This window comes from Chitinophaga sp. H8 (assembly GCF_040567655.1).
GTDB lineage: Bacteria > Bacteroidota > Bacteroidia > Chitinophagales > Chitinophagaceae > Chitinophaga > Chitinophaga defluvii.
The window spans coordinates 375,686-399,358 of sequence record NZ_JBEXAC010000003.1 but is presented as its reverse complement, the minus strand read 5'-3'; the positions used below and the strand labels follow the sequence as shown (position 1 = coordinate 399,358).

The following is a 23,673-nucleotide window of genomic DNA, read 5'->3' as shown; positions in this document are numbered from 1 at the left end:
AAAAGATTTGCGAAATTGAAAACTTTGTTGCTATCTTTGCAATCCCAAAACGGAGAGCCATAAGGGCTTGACGCTTAAAAGATTAAATATTGGATCGGTAGTTCAGTTGGTTAGAATGCCGCCCTGTCACGGCGGAGGTCGCGGGTTCGAGTCCCGTCCGGTCCGCAAGGATCACCGTAAAGCCTGCTCTCAGAGTAGGTTTTATTTTTTAAAAGTTCTTTTTATAAATTAACTTTATTAGGCTTTCCTTCAGAAAGTATGATAAACGGATCGGTAGTTCAGTTGGTTAGAATGCCGCCCTGTCACGGCGGAGGTCGCGGGTTCGAGTCCCGTCCGGTCCGCAAAAGGGAATTAAAAGTTGAGTTTCACTTTTGATTCCCTTTTTTTTGCTATAAACCACAGGAATTAAAAATTCGCATTGCTTTAACGGCATTCTTTCTCTTTATTTTACTTTTTCAATTAATTGTTTATTAGTTGTCAACCCTTCAAGTATTGCTTTAAATGATGGAAGCAATGTATATTTTCATGAGGTTATTTGGAACACCAGCACTAAGTTTGCTACGGCCATTACTCATTATTAAATCTATATAGCCTATGCCTGTTGTCTACGATATAAAAAACAAAGCTCTCCCCGGATATCTCGCTGTATATGAGAAAGAAAGAAGTACCATTCCAGCCTATTTTAATACCTGCATTACCCCTACCAATGATAAATCCATGCACACTTTTATGATCCGTTATACACCGGAGAATACCTTCGAGCAAAAGGCTTCCGGATTTAACATCTTTGGTGGGGCTATAACGCAGATCGCTTTTATACCTATATTATTAATATTGGTAGTCGCTCTGCTTGCAGAGCGTAATTTCACCGGAGCTGCCATTTCCGGTGGGTTGCTACTGCTGCTGCTTGTGAAGATGCTCTTACCCTACTTTGATAAATCGGGCCGTACTACCGTACGGATAGATTCATCGGGAATAGTTTTTCCCAAAAGTTCATTTCTATGGGAAGAGATAAAAGGAACCTTTATCGTAAACAGGTATGAACGGAGAAACATGGAATGCTTCCTGGCGCTTGTCTTAATCAATGACACAATCGTGTATTTTCCGCTGGCAGCATATGCCAATAATGGGCCTAAATTTGCCACGGCCATTAAACATTTCAAACCATTAAAAAGCAGCAGCTCCATGCCTGCTTAATATCCTCCCCAACCATAAAGCAAACCTGCTTCCCTAAATTGATCATTTCTGCACATACCAGCGCTCTATAGCAGTGTAATATTGCAGCTATGAAACATTACCTGCTTATTTTATGTCTGCTGCCTGCTTTTGCAAAAGCCCAGCAATCCGCAGATTTTCTTCGGAAAGCCATATCAGCCAATGGCCATTGGGAAGATATTCCTGCTTTTAAATACCGGGCAAACAGGTATACCCTGAATCCCTGGCAAAGTTATGCCTTTGATCAGCCAAAGGCAGAGAAGGGGGTATTAAACGTAGATTTTGACAAGGCAAACAGTCGTTTTTATCACCATACCATCAACCAGTATCCTGGTGGTTATGTTTTCAATTTTGCCCGCATTGGGCGGGATCAGGCTTACTATGTGTATGATGTAATAGGGGCCAGAACAGGAAAGTCATTGATAAAACTGGGGCAAGCACAGTATCAGGGTAATTTCCACAGCCTGCTTACCTATTTCCCTTATTATATTTTAAAAGAAGTGCTGGATAGCGGTGATACGCTCCAGTTAAAACATCTTAACGGGGAAGTGGTTATTACCCGTAGTTTAAATACCGGGTCCCAGCAACTATGGCTGGATGAACAAACAGGTATATTACACAGTTACAACAACAACAAAAATGGGAAAACCAGTACCTGGTACTTCGATGATTACACTACGGTTAAAGGATATCAGGTTCCAGGCAAAGTAAAACAGGTCATTGATAGTACACTGACTGTTACAGATCATCTGATTTCATTCGATGTTGTTGAAAGTATCCTGCCTTCACGGTTTGAAGTGCCGGCAGGATATACAACGGAAACAATCATCCACCAACCACTTACAGCCAATGAAATAGAAAAGGATATTTATTTAGTGGAGAAAGTAGATGACGACAGGAATATTGTTTTCATCAATATGCAAGATCATGTTGTACTGGCGGAAGCACCCGTATCGGAAGATATCACCACCGCTATTATAAACCTGATCCATAAAACCCTGCCTGGGAAACCTATTAAATATGTGCACCTTTCACATTTCCACAACGATCATATTGCGGGTATCCGGAAGCTCATTGAAGAGGGCGCCACTATCATCTGTACCCCATCTATGGAAACACCACTGCGAAAAATGTTAGCCGGCGCCACGCCATCGTTCCTGTTCTTCAATGGACATAAAAGAATCGGTGATAGCCATCTTCCGGTGGATATCTTTGAAATACCCAACAGCCATGCGCTTGGCTTATCCTTTATTTATTTCCCCCGGAAATCTATCATTTATGAGGGGGATTTGCTGTCCGTGCCGGAAGATGGCACCATTACCCCTGCCATCCAGGTATCAAAGGAATTTTACCATTTTTTGAAAAAACATAAGTTATCCTACCATCGTATCATAGGGCATCATGGTTTATCCAATATTACACCCGCCATGTTTGATAAGATTATCAAGGAGCAATGATCCTCCTTACTGCCAAAATGAACTGATTTATCTGTGTATTTTCCGGAAGGTTACTGGCTGCATACCAAACCCTGCTCTGAATGCGCGGCAAAATGCACTGGTATTTTCAAACCCGCAGCGCCATGTTATTTCATGCACGGGTTGATCTGTTTGCTTCAATAGTTTAGCTGCATGTTCCAGTCTGATCCGGATAAGATATTTATAGGGCGTAGTATGAAAAACAGCTTTGAATTGCCGCACCAGCTGTGGAACGGATAAACAAGCTATATGACTGAGCATGTTCAGATCCGGATGATCCATATAGGAAGATTGCAGAATATCTTTAGCCACACATAGCCGCCTGTATATTTCTGTCCTTGTACTTGATTTAAGTGCATCCACCTTCCGGACACTCCTGGAAGCTGATCTATGTATCCGTATCAGCTCATGTAAAAAAAAGACAAGGCGTTCATCTACAACCGAACTGTTATATCCTTCATTATCCAGTGTGGTAATAAGGTTAGACAGTTGCTGTTGTAATACTGGAGTGATACTATGAAGTGTCTGAAAAAATTCCAGGGTCTTTTCGCCGTTATTGAGTGGTTCATCCAACAGCATCGCTTCACTATAAAGAGCATCCCGGAATATAGCGGAAGCAAACTCCTTTTTGAAAAAAACAGACAGGGTACCTATTTTTTCGCTGTGATCAATATTACAGGAATAAGCCTGATCATCGTTTAAGATGAGGAAACTGCCTGGTCTGACTGCAATCCGGTGATGGTTGATACCATACCATTCTTCTCCGCTTAATACCGTTTTAAAGGAAAGACACCCCACATGGTTATCACAATGGCTCCGGGCGCTGAGGGCATTAAAGATGATGTTATGTTTCCTGAATTTGCTGAAATGCAATGTTTCATCAAAGCCCGGCCTGCTATGGTCTGGTAGGCTGGTAAAATACATGTCTTGCTTATTAATAAACCCTATACGCAATATAGCTTTATTTTTCACCAAATCCGGCCCAACAATGATGACCGGTGTCCATAGAGGACATCCGGCCGTCTTTATGCTACCTTCCTCCTGTCGATACGATCTTTCGCCATCCGCCCTGCGAATCTAGCTCCTGCCCTTGCAGTAACAGATCGCAGCAAAATAATACTGTTAGTTATATTCTGTTTTGCTCCATTGCAAGCAAGAGAACCACTCAATTGCTCTTCTTCTATAAACCGGGGATAAACCAGAGATAACCCATAGATATCCCGTATATATCCCGACCAGTTATATTGTCGGGATATATACGGGATATATACGGGACATATACGGGATATATACGGGATATCTCTATGCAAACGTAGGCCCATGGCAGTAATTGGTCTAGTCCTGGTATAGGTTTACACCTTTAGTTAATAAATCCTGTATTGGGTTTACAATCAGGTCCCTTACGCTTTATTATAAATCACTCAATTGAACATTACAAAATAGACATATTTAAATCTCCTGCATAACGTGCTGTTTGCTGGCTAAGAGTTACCATCAGCATAAATGCAAAAGCCGCATTAAATCCGGAGATCTATGCGGCTTTTAGTTTCAGGCTAGGGATAGATATCAATTCAACACCTCTTCTCGGCTGCTGCTTAGTATAAAATCATTGATCGTTTGTAGTTCGTCTGCTGTTAATGCAGCTGGTGCTGTTAACCCGGTATATTTTGCATCCCAGGAAGTGTAATAATAGTAGTCTGTACGGTTATCCCACATATAGAACAAAACGGCATAATCCTCAGGACGGGAAGTCAGGCTTTCACGTGGCGTCACAACAGCAGTAGGCAAATAATAGGATACCTGTTTTCCTACACCATAGTATTTACCCCATCCCGGCGAATAGATTTCATGTTTGGAACTACCCGACAAAGACACCGTCACTTTATCAAAAACACCACTTTGCCTGGGCAAGCTCTTCTTGATATACACAATGCATTTTGCTGTAGCTTCATCTGCCGTGTAGAAATATGCATAAACCGGTACACTCCGCTCTGCCGTCGGATTGGGAAATCCGTTTGCCAACGTACCATGCAGGTGATAACTACCTACATACCACCCCAGAATAGGGTTGGCTGTAGTGAGCTTGCCAGCCGCATTTTGGGTTTTAGTGATGTTCAGCTCATTGAAAGTATATACGGCATCAAAAGTAAACTCCTTCTCTCCGCTAAGTCCATTGGTAGATTCAGCCGTGATCTGCCATCCACCTTCTGTAGTTGCAGTCAGCTTCACTGTTGCATCGGATACATTTTTGATACTAAGCAAACCAGGCGTAATCGCTTTTTCCGATATCTTCGCTGTGGGCAGAATACATTTTTCATAGGCGGGCAATGGAGAATCGATAGACAAAATAGCAAGTAATCCATCTGTCATTGACTTAATCCCTGTCCAGATCTTCTCCAATGTAGCGTCAATACCTATATAACTTTTTAGTGTGGCATTGGAACTGTTTATATCACTGGCCTGCACACTGCGATAATCACCCATTAACTGGATATTGAGTGCTACTTTATGCTGAAACACCAGCTGGTCTGCAACTGCCGTTGTCCGTGCAGTCAGCGCTTTTTTATCAAAGGGGTTCAGCAAGCTTATCAGCTTATTTACTTTTTCAAGGATAAATTGGTACTTCACATTATCCTTGTACTTTTCATGAATATAGATCATTCCTGCTCCTACACATAAACCTGTACCAATAGCCAGCGCAGTTCCCTTTGCAGGGCTCAATTTACGAACTGCATTAGCTACTTTATAACCATATTCTCCTACCAACTCTGCACCTGCAATAGCAACAACAAACACCTTAAGTATATTAAATCCCACTTCTTCGATAGAAACAGATGTGGCAGTTGTCCTGTTCCCATTATCATTGTTTGCCTCCAAAGTGGTAAACAATGCCGGATCAGGTATTATTTCCCGCAGGTAATAGACTACCTCCTGCTTCTCTGTAGTGGTTAGTTTGGCCCATTGTTCTGTAAATGCTTTCTTATACGCTTTCAGGTAATTCATTTCTGCCATACCAATTTTCAGACTCATCGTATCTGCGTTTATCTCTTCAAATTTATTCAGGTACACATTGATATTCGTAACCAGTTTTGTAGCTACTTCATCCGGATTCTTTATAGCCACATAGGCATCAACGGTAGCGCTGGCTGTATATGGTTGCTCCCCTACTTTAAAGGCAATATTATAGGTTCCTGCCGCTACAGCCGGTATAATAGCAGTAAGCTCATTATCCCCGGTTTTATACAGCACCATATCCGTACCACCGATTTTGGCATGTACGGTGTCTTTATTAATAATATGAGTAGTGTTGTACACAAATAGCTGCCCTGGTTGCCCCTTACTGTTTTTAACGGCCACGCTTACAGGTGGTTTGGTAATAGGTCCGGTAGTGTTATCTTTTTCAGTTCCTTTCTTACACGCTGCCACAGATAGCAAGGTTAATAAAACAACTAAAATTTTTCTCATGCATTGACTGATTTGAAATCGAGCGGAAAACTATGCAATAACCCCGCAGTGGCCAATACCTACTAGTAGGTATTTTACCCTCTTATCCTGTTGGTTACCAATCATCAGCAACAAAAAACTACGTTTACAGCTCAACCATTACTACCTTTAAAAGCACCACTTGTCATTATAAAAATGATACAGTGCTGCATTTTATTTATTTTGCGTCATTGTATATTTTTATAGTAAAGGCAATATCAACCTGTTGCCCACTGAAACACAACATTGCTAACCGCTTATGAAAAGATTATTTTTTACCTGCACAGCCTGGCTAATGGCTATGGCCGTCCATGCCCAGGACAATGCCTTATGGTTAAGGTATCCCGCTATTTCTCCCGATGGGAAAACGATTGCTTTTGGCTACAAAGGCGACATCTACCGTGTAGATGCCAACGGAGGTGTAGCAGTACCAGTTACTATTCATGAGGCACATGATATGATGCCTGTCTGGAGCCATGATGGTAAATACATTGCATTTGCCAGTGATCGTTATGGCAACTTTGATGTATTTGTAATGCCAGCAACCGGAGGTGCGCCGGTTAGGCTTACGAGCAACAGTGCTGCCGATTTTCCTTATGATTTTACCCCGGACAACAAACAGGTATTGTTTGGTAGTGCGCGGAATGCACCTGCTTCCAGCATACGGTTCAGCTCCCGCCTGTTCAATAATCTGTACACCGTACCTGTAACCGGCGGACGTTCCTCCCTGTTAAGTGCGGCTGGGGCAGAATATGCACGCTATGACAGCAAAGGTGATCGTCTTATATTCCAGGACCGCAAAGGTTATGAAGATCCCTGGCGCAAACATCATGTATCATCGGTTACCCGGGATATCTGGGTTTATGATATCCATAAAGGCAGCTATCAGCAGGTATCTGAATATGCTGGTGAAGACCGCGAACCATTATTCGGTAACGGGGATGAGGTTTATTACCTGAGTGAAAAAGGAGGGATCTCCCAAAACCTGTTCAAAACATCTCTGGCGGATAAAGGAAAAATGGAACAGCTCACCCATTTCGACAAACACCCTGTCCGCCATCTCTCCAGAAGTACTAACAATACACTCTGCTTCACCTATAACGGAGAAATATATACGCTCCAACCGGGAGGAAAGCCTAAAAACATTCAGGTAAGTATCTTCAATGATGGCCGTAATGCTACTGAAAAACCTCTTCCGGTAAGTGGCAACATCACGGAATTTGCGATGAGTCCCAATGGGAAGGAAATGGCATTTATTGCCCGTGGGGAATTATTTGTAACCAGTGTGGAAGGCAATATGACCAAACGGATTACCAATACTCCCCAACAGGAAAGGATGATACAGTGGTCGCCCGATGGTAAACGCCTGGTATATGCTGCTGAAAGAAATGGTAACTGGGACATTTACCAAAGCACCATTGTACGAAAAGAAGAACCTTACTTTTTTGCTGCTACCCTCCTGAAAGAAGAGGCAGTAATAGCCACGCCTGCAGAAGAGTTCCAACCCCTGTTTTCACCGGATGGCAAAGAAATAGCCTATGTGGAAGACCGGAATGTGCTGAAAGTACATAACATTGCCTCCGGCAAAAGCCGGACATTATTACCCAAAGGACATAACCACTCTTATTCCGACGGCGACTGGAGCTTTGCCTGGAGCCCTGATGGTAAATGGATAGTAGCGGATGACCAGCAAGGATACTTTTTCATGGAAAATGCAGCACTCATTCCCGCTGATGGTAAAGGAAGCCCGGTATATCCGGTCAATAGCGGCTTTGGAGAGGGCAACAGTAAATGGGCGGCAGATGGAAAAATGCTGACCTGGCTTACCAGCAGAGACGGACGAAAATCACTGGCCAGACAAGGCAGCCGGGAGGTGGATGTCTATGCCGTATTTTTTGATCAGGAAACTTTTGATAAATACAAACTATCAAAAGATGAGTTTAACCTGCTGAAGGAAAAGGAAGAAAATGCCCGCAAAACATCCGGAAAAGATAGTACCAAAACCGACAAGGATACTGCTGACAACAAGAAAAACTTCCGCCCCGATTTTAATAACCTGGACGACCGCCAGGTACGCCTGACCATCAACAGTGCCTCCATCAGTGATTACGTTTTAAACAAGGATGGCAGCAAATTATTTTACATGGCCTCCTTCGAAAAAGGATATGATCTGTGGGTAACAGAGCCCCGAACAGGCGATACAAAGATATTAGCCAAACTGGGGGGTACACCCGGCAGTATTGTACTCAGCAAAGATGGTAACAGCCTGTTTGTAAGCAACCGGGGCAGTGTAGTAAAAGTAGATGCCGCTTCCGGCAAAATTACACCGATAAGTATCAGAACTGAACTGGTCCTCAACCAGGAGGCAGAACGTGCCTATATCCTGGATCATGCCTGGAAACAGGTAAAAGAAAAGTTTTATGATCCTACGCTCCGGCATATGGACTGGAAAATGTACCGGGATAACTATGCCCGGTTTCTGCCACATATCAGCAACAATTATGATTTCCAGGAACTGTTGAGCGAGCTGTTGGGGGAACTAAATGGTTCCCATACCGGTGGTCGCTATATGCCACAGCGCATGGATGGTGATAACACAGCTTCCATTGGCTTACTGTTTGACGAAACCTCACTAAAAGATGGTCTGAAAGTAGACGAAGTAATCGCTGGAGGCCCATTTGACAAAGCAGGCAGCAAACTAAAGAAAGGGCATATCATCGAAAAAATAGATGGTATCCCCGTTACTGCACAAGCTGACTGGGCTACCCTGCTGAACCGTAAAAGTGGAGACAATATACTGGTAAGTATTTACGATGCGGATAATAAAACCCGTTGGGACGAAACGGTAAAGCCAATCAGTAACGAAGAAGAAAATACCCTGATGTACAAACGCTGGGTGAATAATATGCGCAAAATGGTAGACAAGCTCAGTAATGGCAAAGTAGGCTATGTGCATGTGCAGGGAATGAATGATGCCAGCTTCCGGTCTGTATACGGTGAGGTAATGGGTAAAAACAGGGATAAACAGGCACTGATTGTAGATACCCGTTTTAACGGTGGCGGATGGCTGCATGATGATCTCTACAATTTCCTGAGTGGTAAAAAATACCTCGAGTTTGCACCACAAGGAGAAATGCTGAAGGGAGGAGAACCTCAGGGTCAGTGGCAGCGTCCCAGCTGTGTACTGATGAGTGAAGGCAATTATAGTGATGCATTCATCTTCCCCTATATCTACAAGCAGGGAAATATGGGCAAACTAATTGGTATGCCTGTTCCCGGAACAGGTACCGCTGTATGGTGGGAAAGACAGATTGACCCCACCCTTGTATTTGGCATACCCATGGTAGCTACTATAGGTAAAGAAGGCCGCCCTACAGAAAACCTGCAGCTAGAGCCGGATATCCGTGTGCCACTTCGTTATGAAGATTTTCTCGAAGGGAAAGACGCCCAGCTGGAAACAGCCGTGAAAGAAATGCTGAAGGAAATAAAATAAAGGATAGATTTGTTACAGCGGGGCTGTTTTAAAACCATGGTTTTAAAACAGCCCCGCTGCTTATTATTACTGTTTCATATCGTCATACTTTTTCAGCAGCTCTGCAAGTTTCTGAGCAAACTGTGTTTTCCCACCTTCATATTTTTCGAGATCAGACTTGTTCGTAATAAAACAAACCTCTACCAATACATTGATCCCTTCTTTCCGCATCAGGCCCAACCGTTTGCGGTGGCTTTTGGTTTCATCAAAAACACCCCGGTAACGCAGCCCCATTGTGGCATGTCCTGCATCGCAGATAGCAGCTCCCAATGAGCGTTCTTCTTCCGTGTTCCGTTCAGGAATAAGTACTTCCATCCCTTCTGCCTTACTGCTGCCGGCATTAAAATGCAGCTCACAGATAACACTGCCTGTACCGGATTTTATCCTGCCCAGGTATTGCGCCAAAGTTTCAGTGTCTTTATCAATAATGTACTTGGCACCAAGCTTGGTCAGGGATTGGGTAACCAGGTTACGTAAGTCGATGGTCAGTAAATTTTCCTGTACACCGTTGGCAACAGCACCAGGATCTTTCAGATGATGACCTGCAGAAATAAAAATCATTTTGTTCTTTTTTTGGGGTTAAAAGAAATTAAATACTATACAATAAACGTTCGATATAGTCTTAAGACCGCTTCAGCGCATTGGGATGTTAACAATTAAATATACGTAAAAATGTCCTGATAGCAAATACCCCGGTATGCCTGTTTCCTTCAACATGATGGAACATAGCCATACCGGGGCATTATCTTTTCAACAAGATGGCCAGGCGCCACCTTCTTCAACACTACTATTATTTAGCCGGCATTTCCTCCGGTTGGGTTTTAGGTTCTTTATTCCCATTGTGGCAGGTATAACAGGTAACTGACATAGCTGGCCGGCCATTGAAAAACTTCTTGTTAATGCGTTTAGTCATTTTCATCATTTCTCTGGCAGTAGCTTTGTGCTCATTGTCATCACTGGCAAAATCCAGTTTCTTCGGATCATCCTTTTGCGGGGAATGACAAAAGCCACACTTCACCCCCAGGGCATTTTTAAATCCTTTCATCACTGCTTCCAGTTCTTCGTGACTAATGTCTTTTGGTAGTACTTTCAGGTTTTTGGGCCGGTCCTGCTCCTGAGGAGGTAACGAGAGGGAACACAGCATCACCGAAACCAATAATGCTCCTATGAGCATCAGACTTCTTCTTGTTTTCATTTCCATGGATTTTAGATAGTAGATAAAAGCTTCCTTATTTATAAAGGAATCTACAAAAAATCCTGATAAATGCATCATCTTTCATCGGCTTTCCCATATTAGTAGTATAAAAAGGTGGTTATTTTCTGCAGCCGGAATAGAGGGATAATGCAATTATCGCGTTATTTTCGAATATCATTGGCAACAATGACATCAAGTACCGAAATGAGCGCCATGTTGAAAAAACGTATTACCCTCGCCTCCCTGGGCGAAAAAGAGTGGTTGGTCCTGTTATTATGGTTTGGTTTGTCAATACTGGGAACTGCTAAAGAGATCCTGGACGGAAATATCAATAATTATCTTGTATTCAAGCATGTGTTTTTGCATGTATGTGAGCAAAAGCCACTATACATCTCCTATCCTGCGGAGTATCAGGATGTAAATCTTTATGGCCCAATATTCAGCTTTATCATTGCCCCTTTCGCCTGGCTGCCGGACAAAGCAGGGGCGATGCTATGGGTAATCGCCAATGCTGCCTTTCTGTTTGTTGCTATCCGTCAATTACCTCTTACCCGTATACAACAGAACCTGATCTTACTATTTTCAAGTAATGAGCTGCTGGGCGCCAGCAGCTACCTCCAGTTTAACCAGGCCATTGCCGCTTGTATTATCCTCAGCTTTGCACTCATTCTAAAAGGCAGGAATTGCTGGGCAGCTTTCTTTATTGTTTTGGGTACCCTCACTAAAATATATGGTATTGTGGGACTGGCATTTTTCTTCTTCAGTGATAACCGCTGGCGTTTTATAGGTAGTCTGCTGCTTTGGGGCCTCGTCCTGTTTTTATTACCTATGCTCCTTTCTTCTCCAACCTATATCATCCATAGCTATAAGGAATGGATGGAAGCCCTTAGCTTTAAAAACGAAAAGAATGTGCACTTTGAGCAGGGTGTATTGTTGCAGGATATATCCGCATTAGGCTTTATCAGGCGTGTATTTAAGCTGCAACACCTGAACAACCTGGTGGTAATTATACCTGCCATACTACTGTTCCTTTCCCAATACCTGATGCTGCACTGGCGGCACAACAGCAAATTCCGTTTGCTGCTGCTCTGCTCTACCTTATTATTTCCTGTACTATTCAGTACCAGCTCGGAGTCTCCAACTTATATTATTGCTTTCCCCGCTATCTGTATCTGGTATATGATCCAGCCAGCCACCAAATGGAATAATGCCCTGTTCATATTTGCCCTGATAGTTTGCAGCTTTTCCCACTCAGATGTATTTACACCGTGGGTAAGGCACCACATAGCGGTACCATACGCCCTGAAAGCATTTCCATGCCTGCTTATCTGGCTGATCATTATTTACCAGATACTTACCAAAAAGTTCTTACCACCTGTATCTACCCACGTAGCAGCTGATACGTCTGCCTTAAACACCTGATATCAACAGCGGCCTGTTTCCCGGCTTTCTTCAGTTTCCCCTCGCCACTCCTTCCCCGTAATCCCTATAATTTTAAGGAGATTATAAGCCGCTGTTGTTGCCATTCAAAGTATCTTTGCTTCAAATACTTTACGTCACGCACTTATGAATGCGAACAGCACTGTTACAGGCCCCAACAGACCTGACCTGCTTCATCAGGAAACACTGGCAGACCTATTTCACACTACCGCGCTAAAGTATGCCGGGCATACTGCTTTGATCTTTCAGGAACAAACCCTTACTTATGCTGCGCTGGACCAATGGAGTAATGCCATTGCTACCAGTCTGGCGGCAAATGGGATTAAGCGCGGTGATACCGTGGGCATATGGTGGCCCAGAGGAATGGCATTGCATGCTGCTATTCTGGGTATTATCAAAGCAGGAGCAGCCTATGTTCCAATGGACAGGGAAATGCCGGCAGAACGTGTTGCTACCGTGCTTACAGAAGTTAAAGCTGCCGCCTGCTTTAGTGAAGTACCCCTGCCCGTTGCAGGATTGATACTACAGGTTCCTCCTATTATTTCGCCGGAAATTGCAACAGTTGTACTTACAGGTCCTCAACCGGATGACCAGGCTTATGTATTATATACTTCCGGCAGTACGGGCAAACCTAAAGGCATTCCTATCAGTCACCGGCAAATATGCCACCTGGTAAGGGCTGAACAAACAGTATTAAATATCCTTCCAACAGACAAAGTATACCAGGGCTTTTCAGTATCATTTGATATGTGGTGTGAAGAAACCTGGCTTAGCTATTTCACAGGCGCCACTTTATGGATAGCAGATGCCACCACTGCCAAATCAATTGATGAACTCAGTGATGTACTCCGCCAGGAAAAAATAACTGTACTACATGCTGTACCCAGCCTGCTGGCGGTAATGGAAGATAATATCCCCTCCCTGCGGCTCATCAATGCCGGTGGAGAAGCCTGTACACAGCAGGTATTATCCAGGTGGGCTATTCCGCCAAGGGAATTTTATAACAGTTACGGCCCCACGGAAACTACGGTAAGCGCTTCATTTGCCAGATTAAAACCAGGCGACCAAATCACTATAGGCCACCCGTTGCCGAATTACAATATGGCTGTAGTAGATGAAAAGCTGGCCCCACTGCCCATTGGAGAACGGGGAGAACTCGTTATCACCGGTCCGGGAGTAGGTGCAGGCTATATAGATAATCCGGCACTAAGCCGGGAAAAGTTTGTACAAAAACCTGCTGCATTAGCTGCATTACCCGGAAACACGGTATACAGAACCGGCGATGCAGCTATCATCCAGGCTGATGGAAGTATAGATTTTCAGGGCAGGCTGGATGATCAGATTAAACTACGGGGTTACCGGATCGAGCTGGGAGAAATAGAAACCAGACTTCATGATATAGCTGGTATTGCTGCAGCAGCGGTGGCAGTAAAAAAGGACAGTAATAACCAGGATCAGCTGGTAGGTTATGTGGTGCCTGACAACCCCGGCACATTTGAGGCATCCTTACTTCGTAATGCCCTTGCCAAAGTGCTTCCTGCTTATATGGTACCCGGGGTAATCATGGCATTACCGGAAATGCCACGTTTGCCCAGCGGTAAGATCAATAGAAAAGCATTACCGTTACCTCCCGCTTTTGCTGTTACTACCAATAAAAAAGTAATTGACCAGCATGCACCGCTGGCAGAAAGAGTGATAGCTGTACTGAAAGATATATTTCCTGATCGTGACATTCACCTGGAACAGGATTTTTTTAATGATCTGGGTGGGCACTCTCTGCTGGCAGCTGCCTTTGTATCCGGCCTGCGACATGATGCAGGGATACCGAATGCTTCGCTGAAAGATGTTTATATACACCGGCCATTACAGCAATTGGTGAACACCTGGGAAGCCCGGCCACAGGATGCTCCACATAAGCAAACTCCCTTCCGGAAAGTGCCCTGGTGGCGTCATACCTTTTGCTGGATTGCCCAAAGCATTAGCTTATTGCTGGTTTATGGTCTCTTTGCCACACAAATATTCCTGCCCTATCTGAGCTATTATTATGTACAGCAGGCTACTTCTAACCTGGGGTATGCTATCCTTACTGCCCTTGGTATGTTTTGTCTGCTACCTCCCTTTTTTACCGCGCTGATCATTATCATTAAATGGTTAGTAATAGGCAAAATGAAAGCGGGTGATTATCCATTATGGGGGACCTACTATTTCCGTTGGTGGTTCGTAAAAACGATGCAGCGGCTGATGCCGGCACAGTTCCTGAATGGCACACCGCTATATCCGGTTTTTCTCCGGATGCTGGGTGTTAAAGTAGCTGCAGATGCACAGTTAAGCGCCATTACCATCGGCGCAGAAGATCTAATAACGATAGGTAGTGATGTAAGTATCAGCTCGCAGGTGGTGTTGAATAATGCCATAGTGGAAGACGGTTTATTAAAACTCCGGCATATACACCTACATGATCATGCATATATCGGAAGCAGTGCTGTCATTGCCGGCAATACTACCATAGCGGCATGGGGAGAACTACAGGATCTCAGCTATTTGCCACCTGAAAAAACAATTGGTACCTGTGAAGTATGGCAAGGCAGCCCTGCACAGCTGCTCGCTAAAAAAACGATCGCAGATTTTCCACAGCCTCTGGCTGTATCTGCCCGCAGGAGAAAGTGGTATGGCTTCCTGTTCTCCCTGTTCCTGCTGGTATTTCCTTTTACGATATTGCTGCCGCTCCTGCCCACTATTATTATTCTTAACCAACTGGATGATGCGGCGCCAGATTATAACTTTAACTATGTGGTGATTACACCTTCACTGGCACTGAGCTATATCATCATGTTCAGCTTACAGACAATATTGCTTACCCGCTGGTTGCAAAAGCCGGTAAAACCAGGGAGCTATCCGGTATACAGTGTATTTTATTTACGCAAGTGGTTTGCAGATCAGCTGATGTCACTTTCCCTGATTGTATTGCATCCCATTTATGCTACCGTATTTGTTGGATATCTGTTCCGTGCCCTGGGGGCTAAAGTAGGTAAGAATACAGAAGTATCTACTGCCAGCAGTGTTACCCACCCCTTACTGGAAATAGGTGATGGCGCTTTTGTTGCAGATGCTGTAACACTGGGAGAATCTGATGTAAGAGGCCAACAGTTACGGCTCGAAAGAACAGTTATCCAGGACCACAGTTTTGTAGGCAACAGTGCCTTAATCCCGCAAGGCTATCAATTGCCGGACCATATGCTGGTAGGAGTTTTATCTACTCCTCCTTCTCCGGCACAGTTGGCATCGGATAACTCACGCGATTGGTTTGGTTCTCCTGCCATTGCACTACCACGCAGACAGGGAAGCCGATTTTTTTCACCCTCACTCACCACTACGCCTTCTTCCCGCAGGCGGCTGGCACGGGCACTGGTTGAGTTTATCCGCATTCTTATTCCTGAAACAGTCATCATCTGTTGCAGTATCTTTTTTATCGCCTACACTCACGACCTTGTTACCGATAAACCTTTGTGGGAAATCATCCTGAAATTCCCGTTTTATTACCTGGGCTTCCTGGGCATACCTGCATTTCTGTTTACCCTTGTTTTAAAATGGGTGCTGAACGGTGCATATAAGGCTATGCAAAGTCCTATGTGGACGTGGAAAGTATGGCGTAGCGAAGGTACGACCTCTACTTATGAAGCACTCTCCGTACCTTTTTTACTGGAATACCTGAAAGGCACACCCTGGCTGCCACTGCTGCTACGCCTGCTGGGTACCAAAATCGGTAAAAGAGTGTGGATGAATACTACGGATATCACAGAATTTGACATGGTCACTATCGGAGACGATACCGCATTAAATGATGATAGTGGTCCCCAGACCCATTTGTTTGAAGATCGTGTTATGAAGGTAGGACCCATTAAAATAGGTGCACGCAGCAGCATCGGTGCACGTACCATTATCCTTTATGATAGCGAAACAGGCAATGATGTAAAGCTTGCTCCCCTATCCCTTGTGATGAAAGGAGAAAACCTGCAATCCAATACAGATTGGACCGGCAGCCCTATAAAACCGGTGTGAGAATATCATTAAAGCTGCAGTGGACATTTTCCCATTCAAATAAAAACAGTAAATAATCGTTCCGGAAATGATATTTTTATGGGATTACCCACGTATTAAATATGTAGCCGGACAAGTTATGAAACGTAAGACAAACATCTTTCTCCTATTGCTGTTGACCATGGTATATGGTCTGCCAGCTGTTGCACAAACTACTAAATGGTGGAATCCTGCCACGAATGCTTTTCCCGTAATATCCGGACAGGCATGGCCTGCAGAGGTAACACAGCCCTATGACCGGCTGCCTGCCCGTGCAGAAAAAGAGGTGACTTCACATGTATGGTATTTATCCCACCAGGCGGCTGGCCTGGCGATCAGATTCAGTGCCAATGCTCCCACTATCACAGTAAGGTATACTGTAAAAGGAGATCTTGCCATGCCACATATGCCCTCTACCGGTGTAAGTGGGGTGGATCTTTACGCCATTAACAAACATGGCGGATGGGAATGGACCGCCGGAGGTTATTCCTTCAAGGATACTATTACCTATAACTTTATTAACCTGGGTACCGATACAAGAGAATACCGCTTGTATCTCCCACTCTATAACAATGTAAGCTGGATGGAAATCGGCGTGCCTGACAATGCCACATTCAAGCCCATACCCGCACGGAAAGAAAAGCCCATCGTTATCTACGGTACTTCTATTGCACAGGGTGGATGTGCTTCCCGCCCGGGATTGGCATGGACTGCCTTCCTCGAAAGAATGATGGACCGGGAAGTGATCAACCTGGGATTTTCAGGAAACGGTAAATTAGATCCTCCTGTAGCCGACCTGCTGACAGAAATAGATGCTAAAATATATGTACTCGACTGTCTGCCCAACCTCGCAGCCGCAGATGTAAAAGAAAGGGTCATCAAAACTGTACAAACATTACGTAAAAAAAGACCTGCAGTACCTATTTTACTGGCAGACCACAGCGGAGAGAGTATCCACTCCCTGAATACGGCTATGGAGGAAATCTTTAGCAATGCCAATAAGGCATTACGGGAAGCCTATACTGCCCTGAAAGCCATGAATATCTCTAATCTGTACCTGCTGCCAGCTGCAGAAATGAATATTGGCAGGGAAGGAACGGTAGATGGGGTACATCCCAATGATATAGGTATGGAGAGATATGCTATTGCTTATGAAAAAGCTATCCGCAAAATATTACACGAAACAATAGACACTTCCTTCAGTACTACACAACCCTGCAGGCAGAACCGGGATGCAGGTACCTATGACTGGGAGAGCCGGCATAATGAATTATTGACCGCCAATAAACAAAGTGCCCCCAAGGTAGTTTTCCTTGGCAATTCCATTACCCACTATTGGGGAGGGGAACCTAAAGCGCCTATTGCCCGCAGCGAAGATTCCTGGCAAAAAATGCTGGCACCATTAGGTGTCAGAAACTTTGGCTTTGGAAATGACCGGATTGAAAATGTGCTGTGGAGGATTTACCATGATGAGCTGGATGGCTTTGATGCCTCCCATGTAGTAATGCTGATTGGCACCAACAACCTGGCGCATAACACAGATAAAGAAATCATTGCCGGTTTGCGTTTATTGGTAACCGGTATACAGCAAAGACAACCCAAAGCCAAAATCCTGCTTTCAGGGTTATTACCACGGACGGGGATGGAAACAAGGATAACAAATATTAACAAAGCCATTGCGATGCTGGCCAGGCCGCTTGGGGTTACCTATATTCAACCTGGTAAAGTGTTCACTTTGCCCAATGGGAAGATAGATACCCGCCTCTTTTCAGACGGGCTTCATCCTAATGATGCAGGCTATCAAAAGCTGGCAGCTTATTTAGCACCATTACTGAAGTAACCCATGCCCTAATCCAGCATTTACTTTACCCAGGCTTTATAGCGCAGCAATGCTTCTACAAAGTAATAATCGGCATAGGTAAGCGGTACATCCACTTCAGAATTATGTGGCAGGGATCCTACACTATGCATGAGTATAAAATTATTATTCCCGCCTTCCTTTGCCAGGTAGGCGGGACTTGCCAGGCTAACAATCATTTTCTCTGCGGCGCCCCAATAACGCTTTGCTTCTTTCCTGCCTGTATACAGACTTAATTCCAATAGCGCAGCTGCGGTTACTGCACCCGCTGAAACATCTCTCGGAACATTGGGAATGCCAGCAGCATTAAAGTCCCAATATGGAATAAGATCTGCTGGCATATTAGGATGGTTGAGCATAAAATCAGCAATATGCCGGGCCTGGTCCAGGTAAATCTTTTGTTTTGTTTCCCTGTACATCATCACATAGCCATACAGGCCCCATGCCTGCCCTCTGGCCCATGCAGAGCTATCCGCAAATCCCTGGTGCGTTTTCTTTTCCACTACGGCTCCAGTGGCCGGATTGTAATCTACCACATGCCAGGAACTGTAGTCTTTACGAAAATGATGCTTCATGGTAGTGCTTGCATGTGTGGTGGCAATTTTAGTAAAGGAAGGATCTCCACTTTCCCGCGAAGCCCAGGTCAGTAATTCCAGGTTCATCATATTATCAATGATTACCGGGAATTTCCACGTACCATGATCCCATGATTTAATACAGCCTACTGCCGGATTAAACCGCGTAGATAAGGAAGCCGCGCTTCTCAGCAATATGGTTTTATAGGTAGTATCCCCGGTAATACGATACGCATTTCCAAAAGGGCAATACATCATAAACCCCAGGTCATGGGTGCGTGTATTGTATTTGTTATTCTCTACCAGTGCCATACGTTTTACCGCTTCCTGTTTTAGTGCATCATCCTTGGTATACTCATACAGGTACCATAAAGTGCCTGGATAAAAACCACAGGTCCACCAGCTGGAGGTGGAAGTCATTAAGCTCCCATCTTTATTGGTACTTCTGGGCAAGAGACTATCAGGTACCGCAGCAGCCATATGTTTATACTGCCGGGCAGCAAAATCCAGTGTCCTGTCTGCCAGTTTTATCATTTCCGCCTTACTCAAAACAGACTGTGCATGGGTCCCTGACAGGAGTGTCAGCAACAACAAAACGGTCCAGGTCAATTGTAGTTTTTTCATACGTGATAATCCTGTTGATGTTAAAATTAAAAGAGTGAAAATGCCATCAGGTTACTACTGTTTACTGCCTTTTGTAGTTTTGCCCACAGAGGACGCTCTTACGATCAGCTGAATAGGAATAATCTCCTCCGCATAACTTCCGGCAGCCGGTGCTGGTGATTGGATCAACGTCATCAATGCCGCCACTACACTTTCGCCCATCATTTCCGGAAACTGGTTTACAGACGTAATAGGCGGGGTAATAATTTCTGTCCTGGGATCATTAGAGTAACCCACTATTTTCAGGTCCTCCGGTACCTTTAAACGTATCTTACGGCAATACTCCATGATGGCAATAGCAGTGGTATCATTTGCTGCAAAAATGCCATCAGGATAAGGTGGTGCTGCAAATATTTTTTCACAAGACTGCAGCGCATTTTCACGGGTAAGCTCCTGAAAAAAAACACGTGACTTATGAAAGGGAAGCTTATGTTTTTTTAATGCTGCTTTATATCCTGCCATCCGGTCAATATAAAGGTTACAGGTAACCGGTCCGGAAATATGTGCGATATCTTTACATCCCATTGCGATCATATGTTCCGTAACGGTATATCCGCCCAGATAATCATCTCCCTTCACTACCCTGGCCTGATAGTGCTTAGGCACGCGGTCAAAAAATACCAGGGGAATATTATTATCCCTGAATACATCAAAATGATCAAAGGTCGTAGTATATAAAGTAGTAGCAACAGCCAGGCCATCTACCCTGGCAGCGTACAAGGTATTGACCAGTGCCACTTCCTGCTCATAGGAATCATTAGACTGACAGATAATCAGGTGATATCCGTATTCCTGCAATTTGTTCTGTACCACCGTAATAATAGTAGCCGGAAAAAACATGGATATCTTTGGTACGATCAATCCAATGGTTTTGCTTTTACTATTGCGTAAACCCGCCGCCATCGTGTTGGGCCGGTATCCTAATTTGCCGGCCATCTTCCTCACCTTCTCTTTGGTGCGGTCACTAATATTAGGATTGTTATTCAGTGCTCTTGAAACCGTAGATACAGACAGGTTCAATTCCGCTGCAATATCAACAATTGTTTTTTCGGTCCTTTTGCTCATGTATTGCCTGTTAACTTTCAGCTGTTTAGAATCGTCCTGTTATCTGCCCATCCATCCTCCGTCCACCGTCATAATGGTACCATGCACATAATCGGATGCCGCAGCAGCCAGGAATACTACCGGGCCTTTAAAATCGGCCGGTTGTCCCCAGCGGCCGGCAGGTATCCGCTCCATAATAGCGCTGCTGCGTTGTTCATCCGCACGCAGGGCTGCTGTATTATCTGTAGCGATGTAGCCGGGAGCAATAGCATTTACATTCACGCCTTTGGCCGCCCATTCATTTGCAAATGCTTTTACCAGCGACCCTACGGCTCCTTTACTCGCAGCATAGCCCGGCACATTAATCCCTCCCTGGAAAGTAAGCAGGGAGGCAGTAAAAATGACCTTTCCACTTCCCCGCGCTACCATCTGCTTCCCTATTTCTCGGGTAAGAATAAACTGCGCATTCAGGTTGATATTGATCACTTCATCCCAGTATTCATCCGGATGTTCTGCAGCAGGCTTCCGTAAGATGGTCCCCGCATTGTTTACCAATATGTCAATCTCAGGATGTTCCTGTTGCACTGTCTTTATAAACTCATATAATGCAGCGCGGTTATTAAAATCACACTGATAAGCATAAAATTTCCGTCCGGTAGCGGTGATTGCTTTTTCTACCTCACTGCCACTTTTTTCGAGAGAAGCAGATACTCCAATAATATCTGCGCCGGCTTCTGCCAGGGCAATCGCCATGGCCTGGCCAATGCCTCTTTTGCAGCCTGTTACCAGTGCTACCTTTCCCTGCAGATTAAATAGATTCAAGACCATCATTTTATTTGATTAAATGTTATGCCTGCTATTACCACACCCTGACTTTCAAAGGCGCTTTTAATCCTTTTGCAAAATCTTCCAGGTAAGAAAACCATTGCTGTGCATCAGCTATTGCCCCTCCTTTACTCCAGGCGGCGCCGGTGTAATACACAAAGTCCTGATGATTACCAGCTACTCCTGGTGCCAGCAAATGTTTCCTGTCTGTTAGTAATTGTGGTACAGGGGTTGTAAATACACATCCGGTACCGATTGTACCATCTTCCCCATGTTGTGGTTCCCAGTAGCCCATCACACCATGCTGCTCATCCAGGAGTACGGTACCTGCTGAAGCACGCTTAACAAGCCCTGTTACCACCGGCAACTCTTTGCCTTTAAATGTATATTGTACCGACATTTTATTCAGCTGTGACCCTGCATCCAGTGAAATAGTTTTAATAACGGATACGGGCATATTATTTACCTGCCAGGTGTCATAGATCAATTGAAATGTAGTTCTTAACGGCCCGTTATCCAGCACTTTATAGGTTTTGTACTTAGGGGAGAAATAAATGGAATCTCCGATATAGGGTGCTATATCACCCGCTCCCAATGTCAGCCCTACGCTGTAGAAATCCAATCCTTGCCCATTGTCATGATGATAATTGTCCAGTTTATACCATTGATCAATCACCATCTCTTTAGTACGCTTTCCCCATACATCAATACCATGTGCATTTTCATTTGGAAATTTGTCCAGTGCAGGCCCGTACATACGAAAAGCAATCTTATCATTTTCCCAGGCATAGTCATCCTTTCGTTCCGGTACATAACGTCCATAAGCCTGGGCCGGTATGGCAGCAGGTGCACCGGCAACCACTGCAGCGGTAATACTTCCTCCAGGTATCACACTCACCTGCAATGCTATTTTCTTTACTTCTTTCCCACCTTCATAGATAAGTTGATAGGGGATTTCCTGCAGATTCAGCAGGTTTACGATCTTGAATGATTTTCTGGTAGCCTTATCCAGCTTTTTGGAAATATCCGTATAGGGTATTTCTACCAAAGTTCCCTGCCTGTTTACTCCGGAGGCATTGTTAACGGCAATCCGTACTTCCGCACGTTTGCTGATATCATATTTGATCAGTTCTGCTCCAGCCAGTAAAAAGGCGCCCACCCCATATACCTCTGTGTCATTAGCGGTAGCCTGTCCGGGAGCAGCAGCCGGTATCTGCACAAATCCAAGTTTACCATCTTCCTGTACACAATCCAGTAATGCCTGCCATCCTTTTTGAATCACCGGCAGAAAATCTTTCTCCGGCAACAAGCCATTATTAATACCCCAGGTAAGTGCATATACATAAAAGCCGGTGCCACTGGTTTCTTTAGCCGGATAGTTATCTGGATCCAGCAAACTGGCATGCCAGGTGCCATCAGCTGTTTGTAAGCCCGCCACCCGATAAGCCATCTTTTTAAACTGGTCTTCAAACTTGGGTCTGTCCGGAAAACCGGCGGGCATATTATCCATCATCCTGGCCAAGCCACCCATTACCCAACCATTTCCCCGGCTCCAGAAAACTTTTTTTCCGTTCTTTTCGCGTTGTGGGATAAAACGTCCATCCCGGTAGTATAAATTTTCTTCGCGATCGAATAAAAAGTCAGATGTTTTCCACCATAGTTTTGAAGCCGTTTGCAGGTATTTCAGATCGCCGGTAGCTGTAGATAAATACGCCAACGCAGGAGGTCCCATAAACAAAGCATCACACCAGGCCCACTCCCGCAAATGAATATTATTGACCCATTCCAAAGGTTCATCATGTGGTTGGGCAACAATACTATCTGCCAGCAGCCGGAACTTTTCAATCATCTCCGGCTGCTGATATATACTGTAAAGCTGCGCATACATCTGTCCGATGCAATAATCATCTGCAAAAAAACGGTAAGGACCGGTATTCCACTGATTATCTTCTCCCACACGCAAAAGGTGCTGCATATATGCAGGTGAATCAGCTACCTGATTCAATGCCATCATCCCGGCATACATGGCGCCATTGGTCCAATCGGTTTGTGCATAGCTCCAGCCCTTTCGTTCAATATGTTTCCATTGCCAGGAGCCTACCTTTACCATCACCCGGCGGATGGCGTCTGCCGGATAATCGCCGGTATACCTTGCTGCTGTAACAACGGCAACCGGCTTACCAGTGCCAGCGGATACAGGAACCGCTATCACACTGTTCAGGATAAGCAAACTCAGCACCCCGCTGGTGAATGTTTTTTTTATCATCATGCTTACGCTTATTATAATGTCA

At 44.6% G+C, this 23,673-nt stretch carries 14 protein-coding genes and 2 tRNA genes; 8 read left to right on the top strand and 8 right to left on the bottom strand.

The window, feature by feature from the left end; translation table 11 throughout:
- Positions 1-91 precede the first annotated feature (91 nt).
- From ABR189_RS28495 to ABR189_RS28480, 4 genes are all read left to right on the top strand, one after another.
- A tRNA-Asp gene (locus ABR189_RS28495) sits at positions 92-165 on the top strand.
- A gap of 102 nt (positions 166-267) precedes the next feature.
- Positions 268-341, top strand: a tRNA-Asp gene (locus tag ABR189_RS28490).
- 253 nt (positions 342-594) lie between these two features.
- On the top strand, positions 595-1,197 hold the full coding sequence (locus ABR189_RS28485; protein ID WP_354663924.1) for a hypothetical protein: 603 nt from the start codon (positions 595-597) through the stop codon (positions 1,195-1,197).
- Positions 1,198-1,286: 89 nt separating this feature from the next.
- Positions 1,287-2,672: an MBL fold metallo-hydrolase gene (locus ABR189_RS28480; RefSeq protein ID WP_354663923.1), complete on the top strand. Its 1,386-nt coding sequence runs from the start codon at positions 1,287-1,289 to the stop codon at positions 2,670-2,672.
- Between the two features lie 27 nt (positions 2,673-2,699).
- Here ABR189_RS28480 and ABR189_RS28475 read toward each other — a convergent pair whose 3' ends face one another.
- A complete protein-coding gene (locus tag ABR189_RS28475) occupies positions 2,700-3,614 on the bottom strand; it encodes a helix-turn-helix domain-containing protein (RefSeq protein WP_354663922.1) in 915 nt (304 codons plus the stop codon).
- A gap of 642 nt (positions 3,615-4,256) precedes the next feature.
- Positions 4,257-6,155 (bottom strand): hypothetical protein, encoded by a 1,899-nt coding sequence (locus ABR189_RS28470; RefSeq protein ID WP_354663921.1) that lies wholly within the window; start codon positions 6,153-6,155, stop codon positions 4,257-4,259.
- 277 nt (positions 6,156-6,432) lie between these two features.
- Here ABR189_RS28470 and ABR189_RS28465 point away from each other — a divergent pair, with 277 nt between their 5' ends.
- Positions 6,433-9,666, top strand: coding sequence for a S41 family peptidase (locus ABR189_RS28465; protein ID WP_354663920.1), 3,234 nt, complete (start codon positions 6,433-6,435; stop codon positions 9,664-9,666).
- Between the two features lie 66 nt (positions 9,667-9,732).
- Here the strand turns inward: ABR189_RS28465 and ABR189_RS28460 are convergent, their stop codons facing one another.
- The gene (locus tag ABR189_RS28460; protein ID WP_354663919.1) at positions 9,733-10,266 is read right to left on the bottom strand and encodes an N-acetylmuramoyl-L-alanine amidase; all 534 of its coding nucleotides are present in this window, start codon (positions 10,264-10,266) and stop codon (positions 9,733-9,735) included.
- A 229-nt stretch (positions 10,267-10,495) separates the two neighbouring features.
- Complete coding sequence (locus ABR189_RS28455) at positions 10,496-10,900, bottom strand: c-type cytochrome (protein WP_354663918.1); 405 nt, start codon at positions 10,898-10,900, stop codon at positions 10,496-10,498.
- A 186-nt stretch (positions 10,901-11,086) separates the two neighbouring features.
- On the opposite strand from ABR189_RS28455, the gene ABR189_RS28450 reads away from it, so the two are divergent.
- The 3 genes from ABR189_RS28450 (at position 11,087) to ABR189_RS28440 (ending at position 18,257) form a co-directional block, all read left to right on the top strand.
- The gene (locus ABR189_RS28450; protein WP_354663917.1) at positions 11,087-12,322 is read left to right on the top strand and encodes a glycosyltransferase family 87 protein; all 1,236 of its coding nucleotides are present in this window, start codon (positions 11,087-11,089) and stop codon (positions 12,320-12,322) included.
- A gap of 144 nt (positions 12,323-12,466) precedes the next feature.
- A complete protein-coding gene (locus tag ABR189_RS28445; protein ID WP_354663916.1) occupies positions 12,467-16,399 on the top strand; it encodes a Pls/PosA family non-ribosomal peptide synthetase in 3,933 nt (1,310 codons plus the stop codon).
- Between the two features lie 67 nt (positions 16,400-16,466).
- Entirely contained in the window at positions 16,467-18,257 is a 1,791-nt protein-coding gene (locus ABR189_RS28440; protein ID WP_354663915.1) for an SGNH/GDSL hydrolase family protein, read from the top strand.
- A gap of 20 nt (positions 18,258-18,277) precedes the next feature.
- Here ABR189_RS28440 and ABR189_RS28435 read toward each other — a convergent pair whose 3' ends face one another.
- The 4 genes from ABR189_RS28435 to ABR189_RS28420 are packed head-to-tail and all read right to left on the bottom strand — an operon-like array spanning position 18,278 to position 23,651.
- Complete coding sequence (locus ABR189_RS28435; protein WP_354663914.1) at positions 18,278-19,474, bottom strand: glycoside hydrolase family 88 protein; 1,197 nt, start codon at positions 19,472-19,474, stop codon at positions 18,278-18,280.
- Positions 19,475-19,528: 54 nt separating this feature from the next.
- Positions 19,529-20,578: a LacI family DNA-binding transcriptional regulator gene (locus ABR189_RS28430; RefSeq protein ID WP_354663913.1), complete on the bottom strand. Its 1,050-nt coding sequence runs from the start codon at positions 20,576-20,578 to the stop codon at positions 19,529-19,531.
- A gap of 39 nt (positions 20,579-20,617) precedes the next feature.
- The gene (gene kduD, locus ABR189_RS28425) at positions 20,618-21,385 is read right to left on the bottom strand and encodes a 2-dehydro-3-deoxy-D-gluconate 5-dehydrogenase KduD (RefSeq protein WP_354664013.1); all 768 of its coding nucleotides are present in this window, start codon (positions 21,383-21,385) and stop codon (positions 20,618-20,620) included.
- Between the two features lie 31 nt (positions 21,386-21,416).
- Positions 21,417-23,651, bottom strand: coding sequence for a BT3233 family polysaccharide utilization protein (locus ABR189_RS28420; RefSeq protein WP_354663912.1), 2,235 nt, complete (start codon positions 23,649-23,651; stop codon positions 21,417-21,419).
- Positions 23,652-23,673: the final 22 nt, after the last annotated feature.

Coding starts and splice junctions, on each gene's coding strand:
- ABR189_RS28485 (WP_354663924.1), top strand. CDS start 595: ATGCCTGTTGTCTACGATATAAAAAACAAAGCTCTCCCCGGATATCTC.
- ABR189_RS28480 (WP_354663923.1), top strand. CDS start 1,287: ATGAAACATTACCTGCTTATTTTATGTCTGCTGCCTGCTTTTGCAAAA.
- ABR189_RS28475 (WP_354663922.1), bottom strand. CDS start 3,614: ATGTATTTTACCAGCCTACCAGACCATAGCAGGCCGGGCTTTGATGAA.
- ABR189_RS28470 (WP_354663921.1), bottom strand. CDS start 6,155: ATGAGAAAAATTTTAGTTGTTTTATTAACCTTGCTATCTGTGGCAGCG.
- ABR189_RS28465 (WP_354663920.1), top strand. CDS start 6,433: ATGAAAAGATTATTTTTTACCTGCACAGCCTGGCTAATGGCTATGGCC.
- ABR189_RS28460 (WP_354663919.1), bottom strand. CDS start 10,266: ATGATTTTTATTTCTGCAGGTCATCATCTGAAAGATCCTGGTGCTGTT.
- ABR189_RS28455 (WP_354663918.1), bottom strand. CDS start 10,900: ATGAAAACAAGAAGAAGTCTGATGCTCATAGGAGCATTATTGGTTTCG.
- ABR189_RS28450 (WP_354663917.1), top strand. CDS start 11,087: ATGACATCAAGTACCGAAATGAGCGCCATGTTGAAAAAACGTATTACC.
- ABR189_RS28445 (WP_354663916.1), top strand. CDS start 12,467: ATGAATGCGAACAGCACTGTTACAGGCCCCAACAGACCTGACCTGCTT.
- ABR189_RS28440 (WP_354663915.1), top strand. CDS start 16,467: ATGATATTTTTATGGGATTACCCACGTATTAAATATGTAGCCGGACAA.
- ABR189_RS28435 (WP_354663914.1), bottom strand. CDS start 19,474: ATGAAAAAACTACAATTGACCTGGACCGTTTTGTTGTTGCTGACACTC.
- ABR189_RS28430 (WP_354663913.1), bottom strand. CDS start 20,578: ATGAGCAAAAGGACCGAAAAAACAATTGTTGATATTGCAGCGGAATTG.
- kduD (WP_354664013.1), bottom strand. CDS start 21,385: ATGGTCTTGAATCTATTTAATCTGCAGGGAAAGGTAGCACTGGTAACA.
- ABR189_RS28420 (WP_354663912.1), bottom strand. CDS start 23,651: ATGATGATAAAAAAAACATTCACCAGCGGGGTGCTGAGTTTGCTTATC.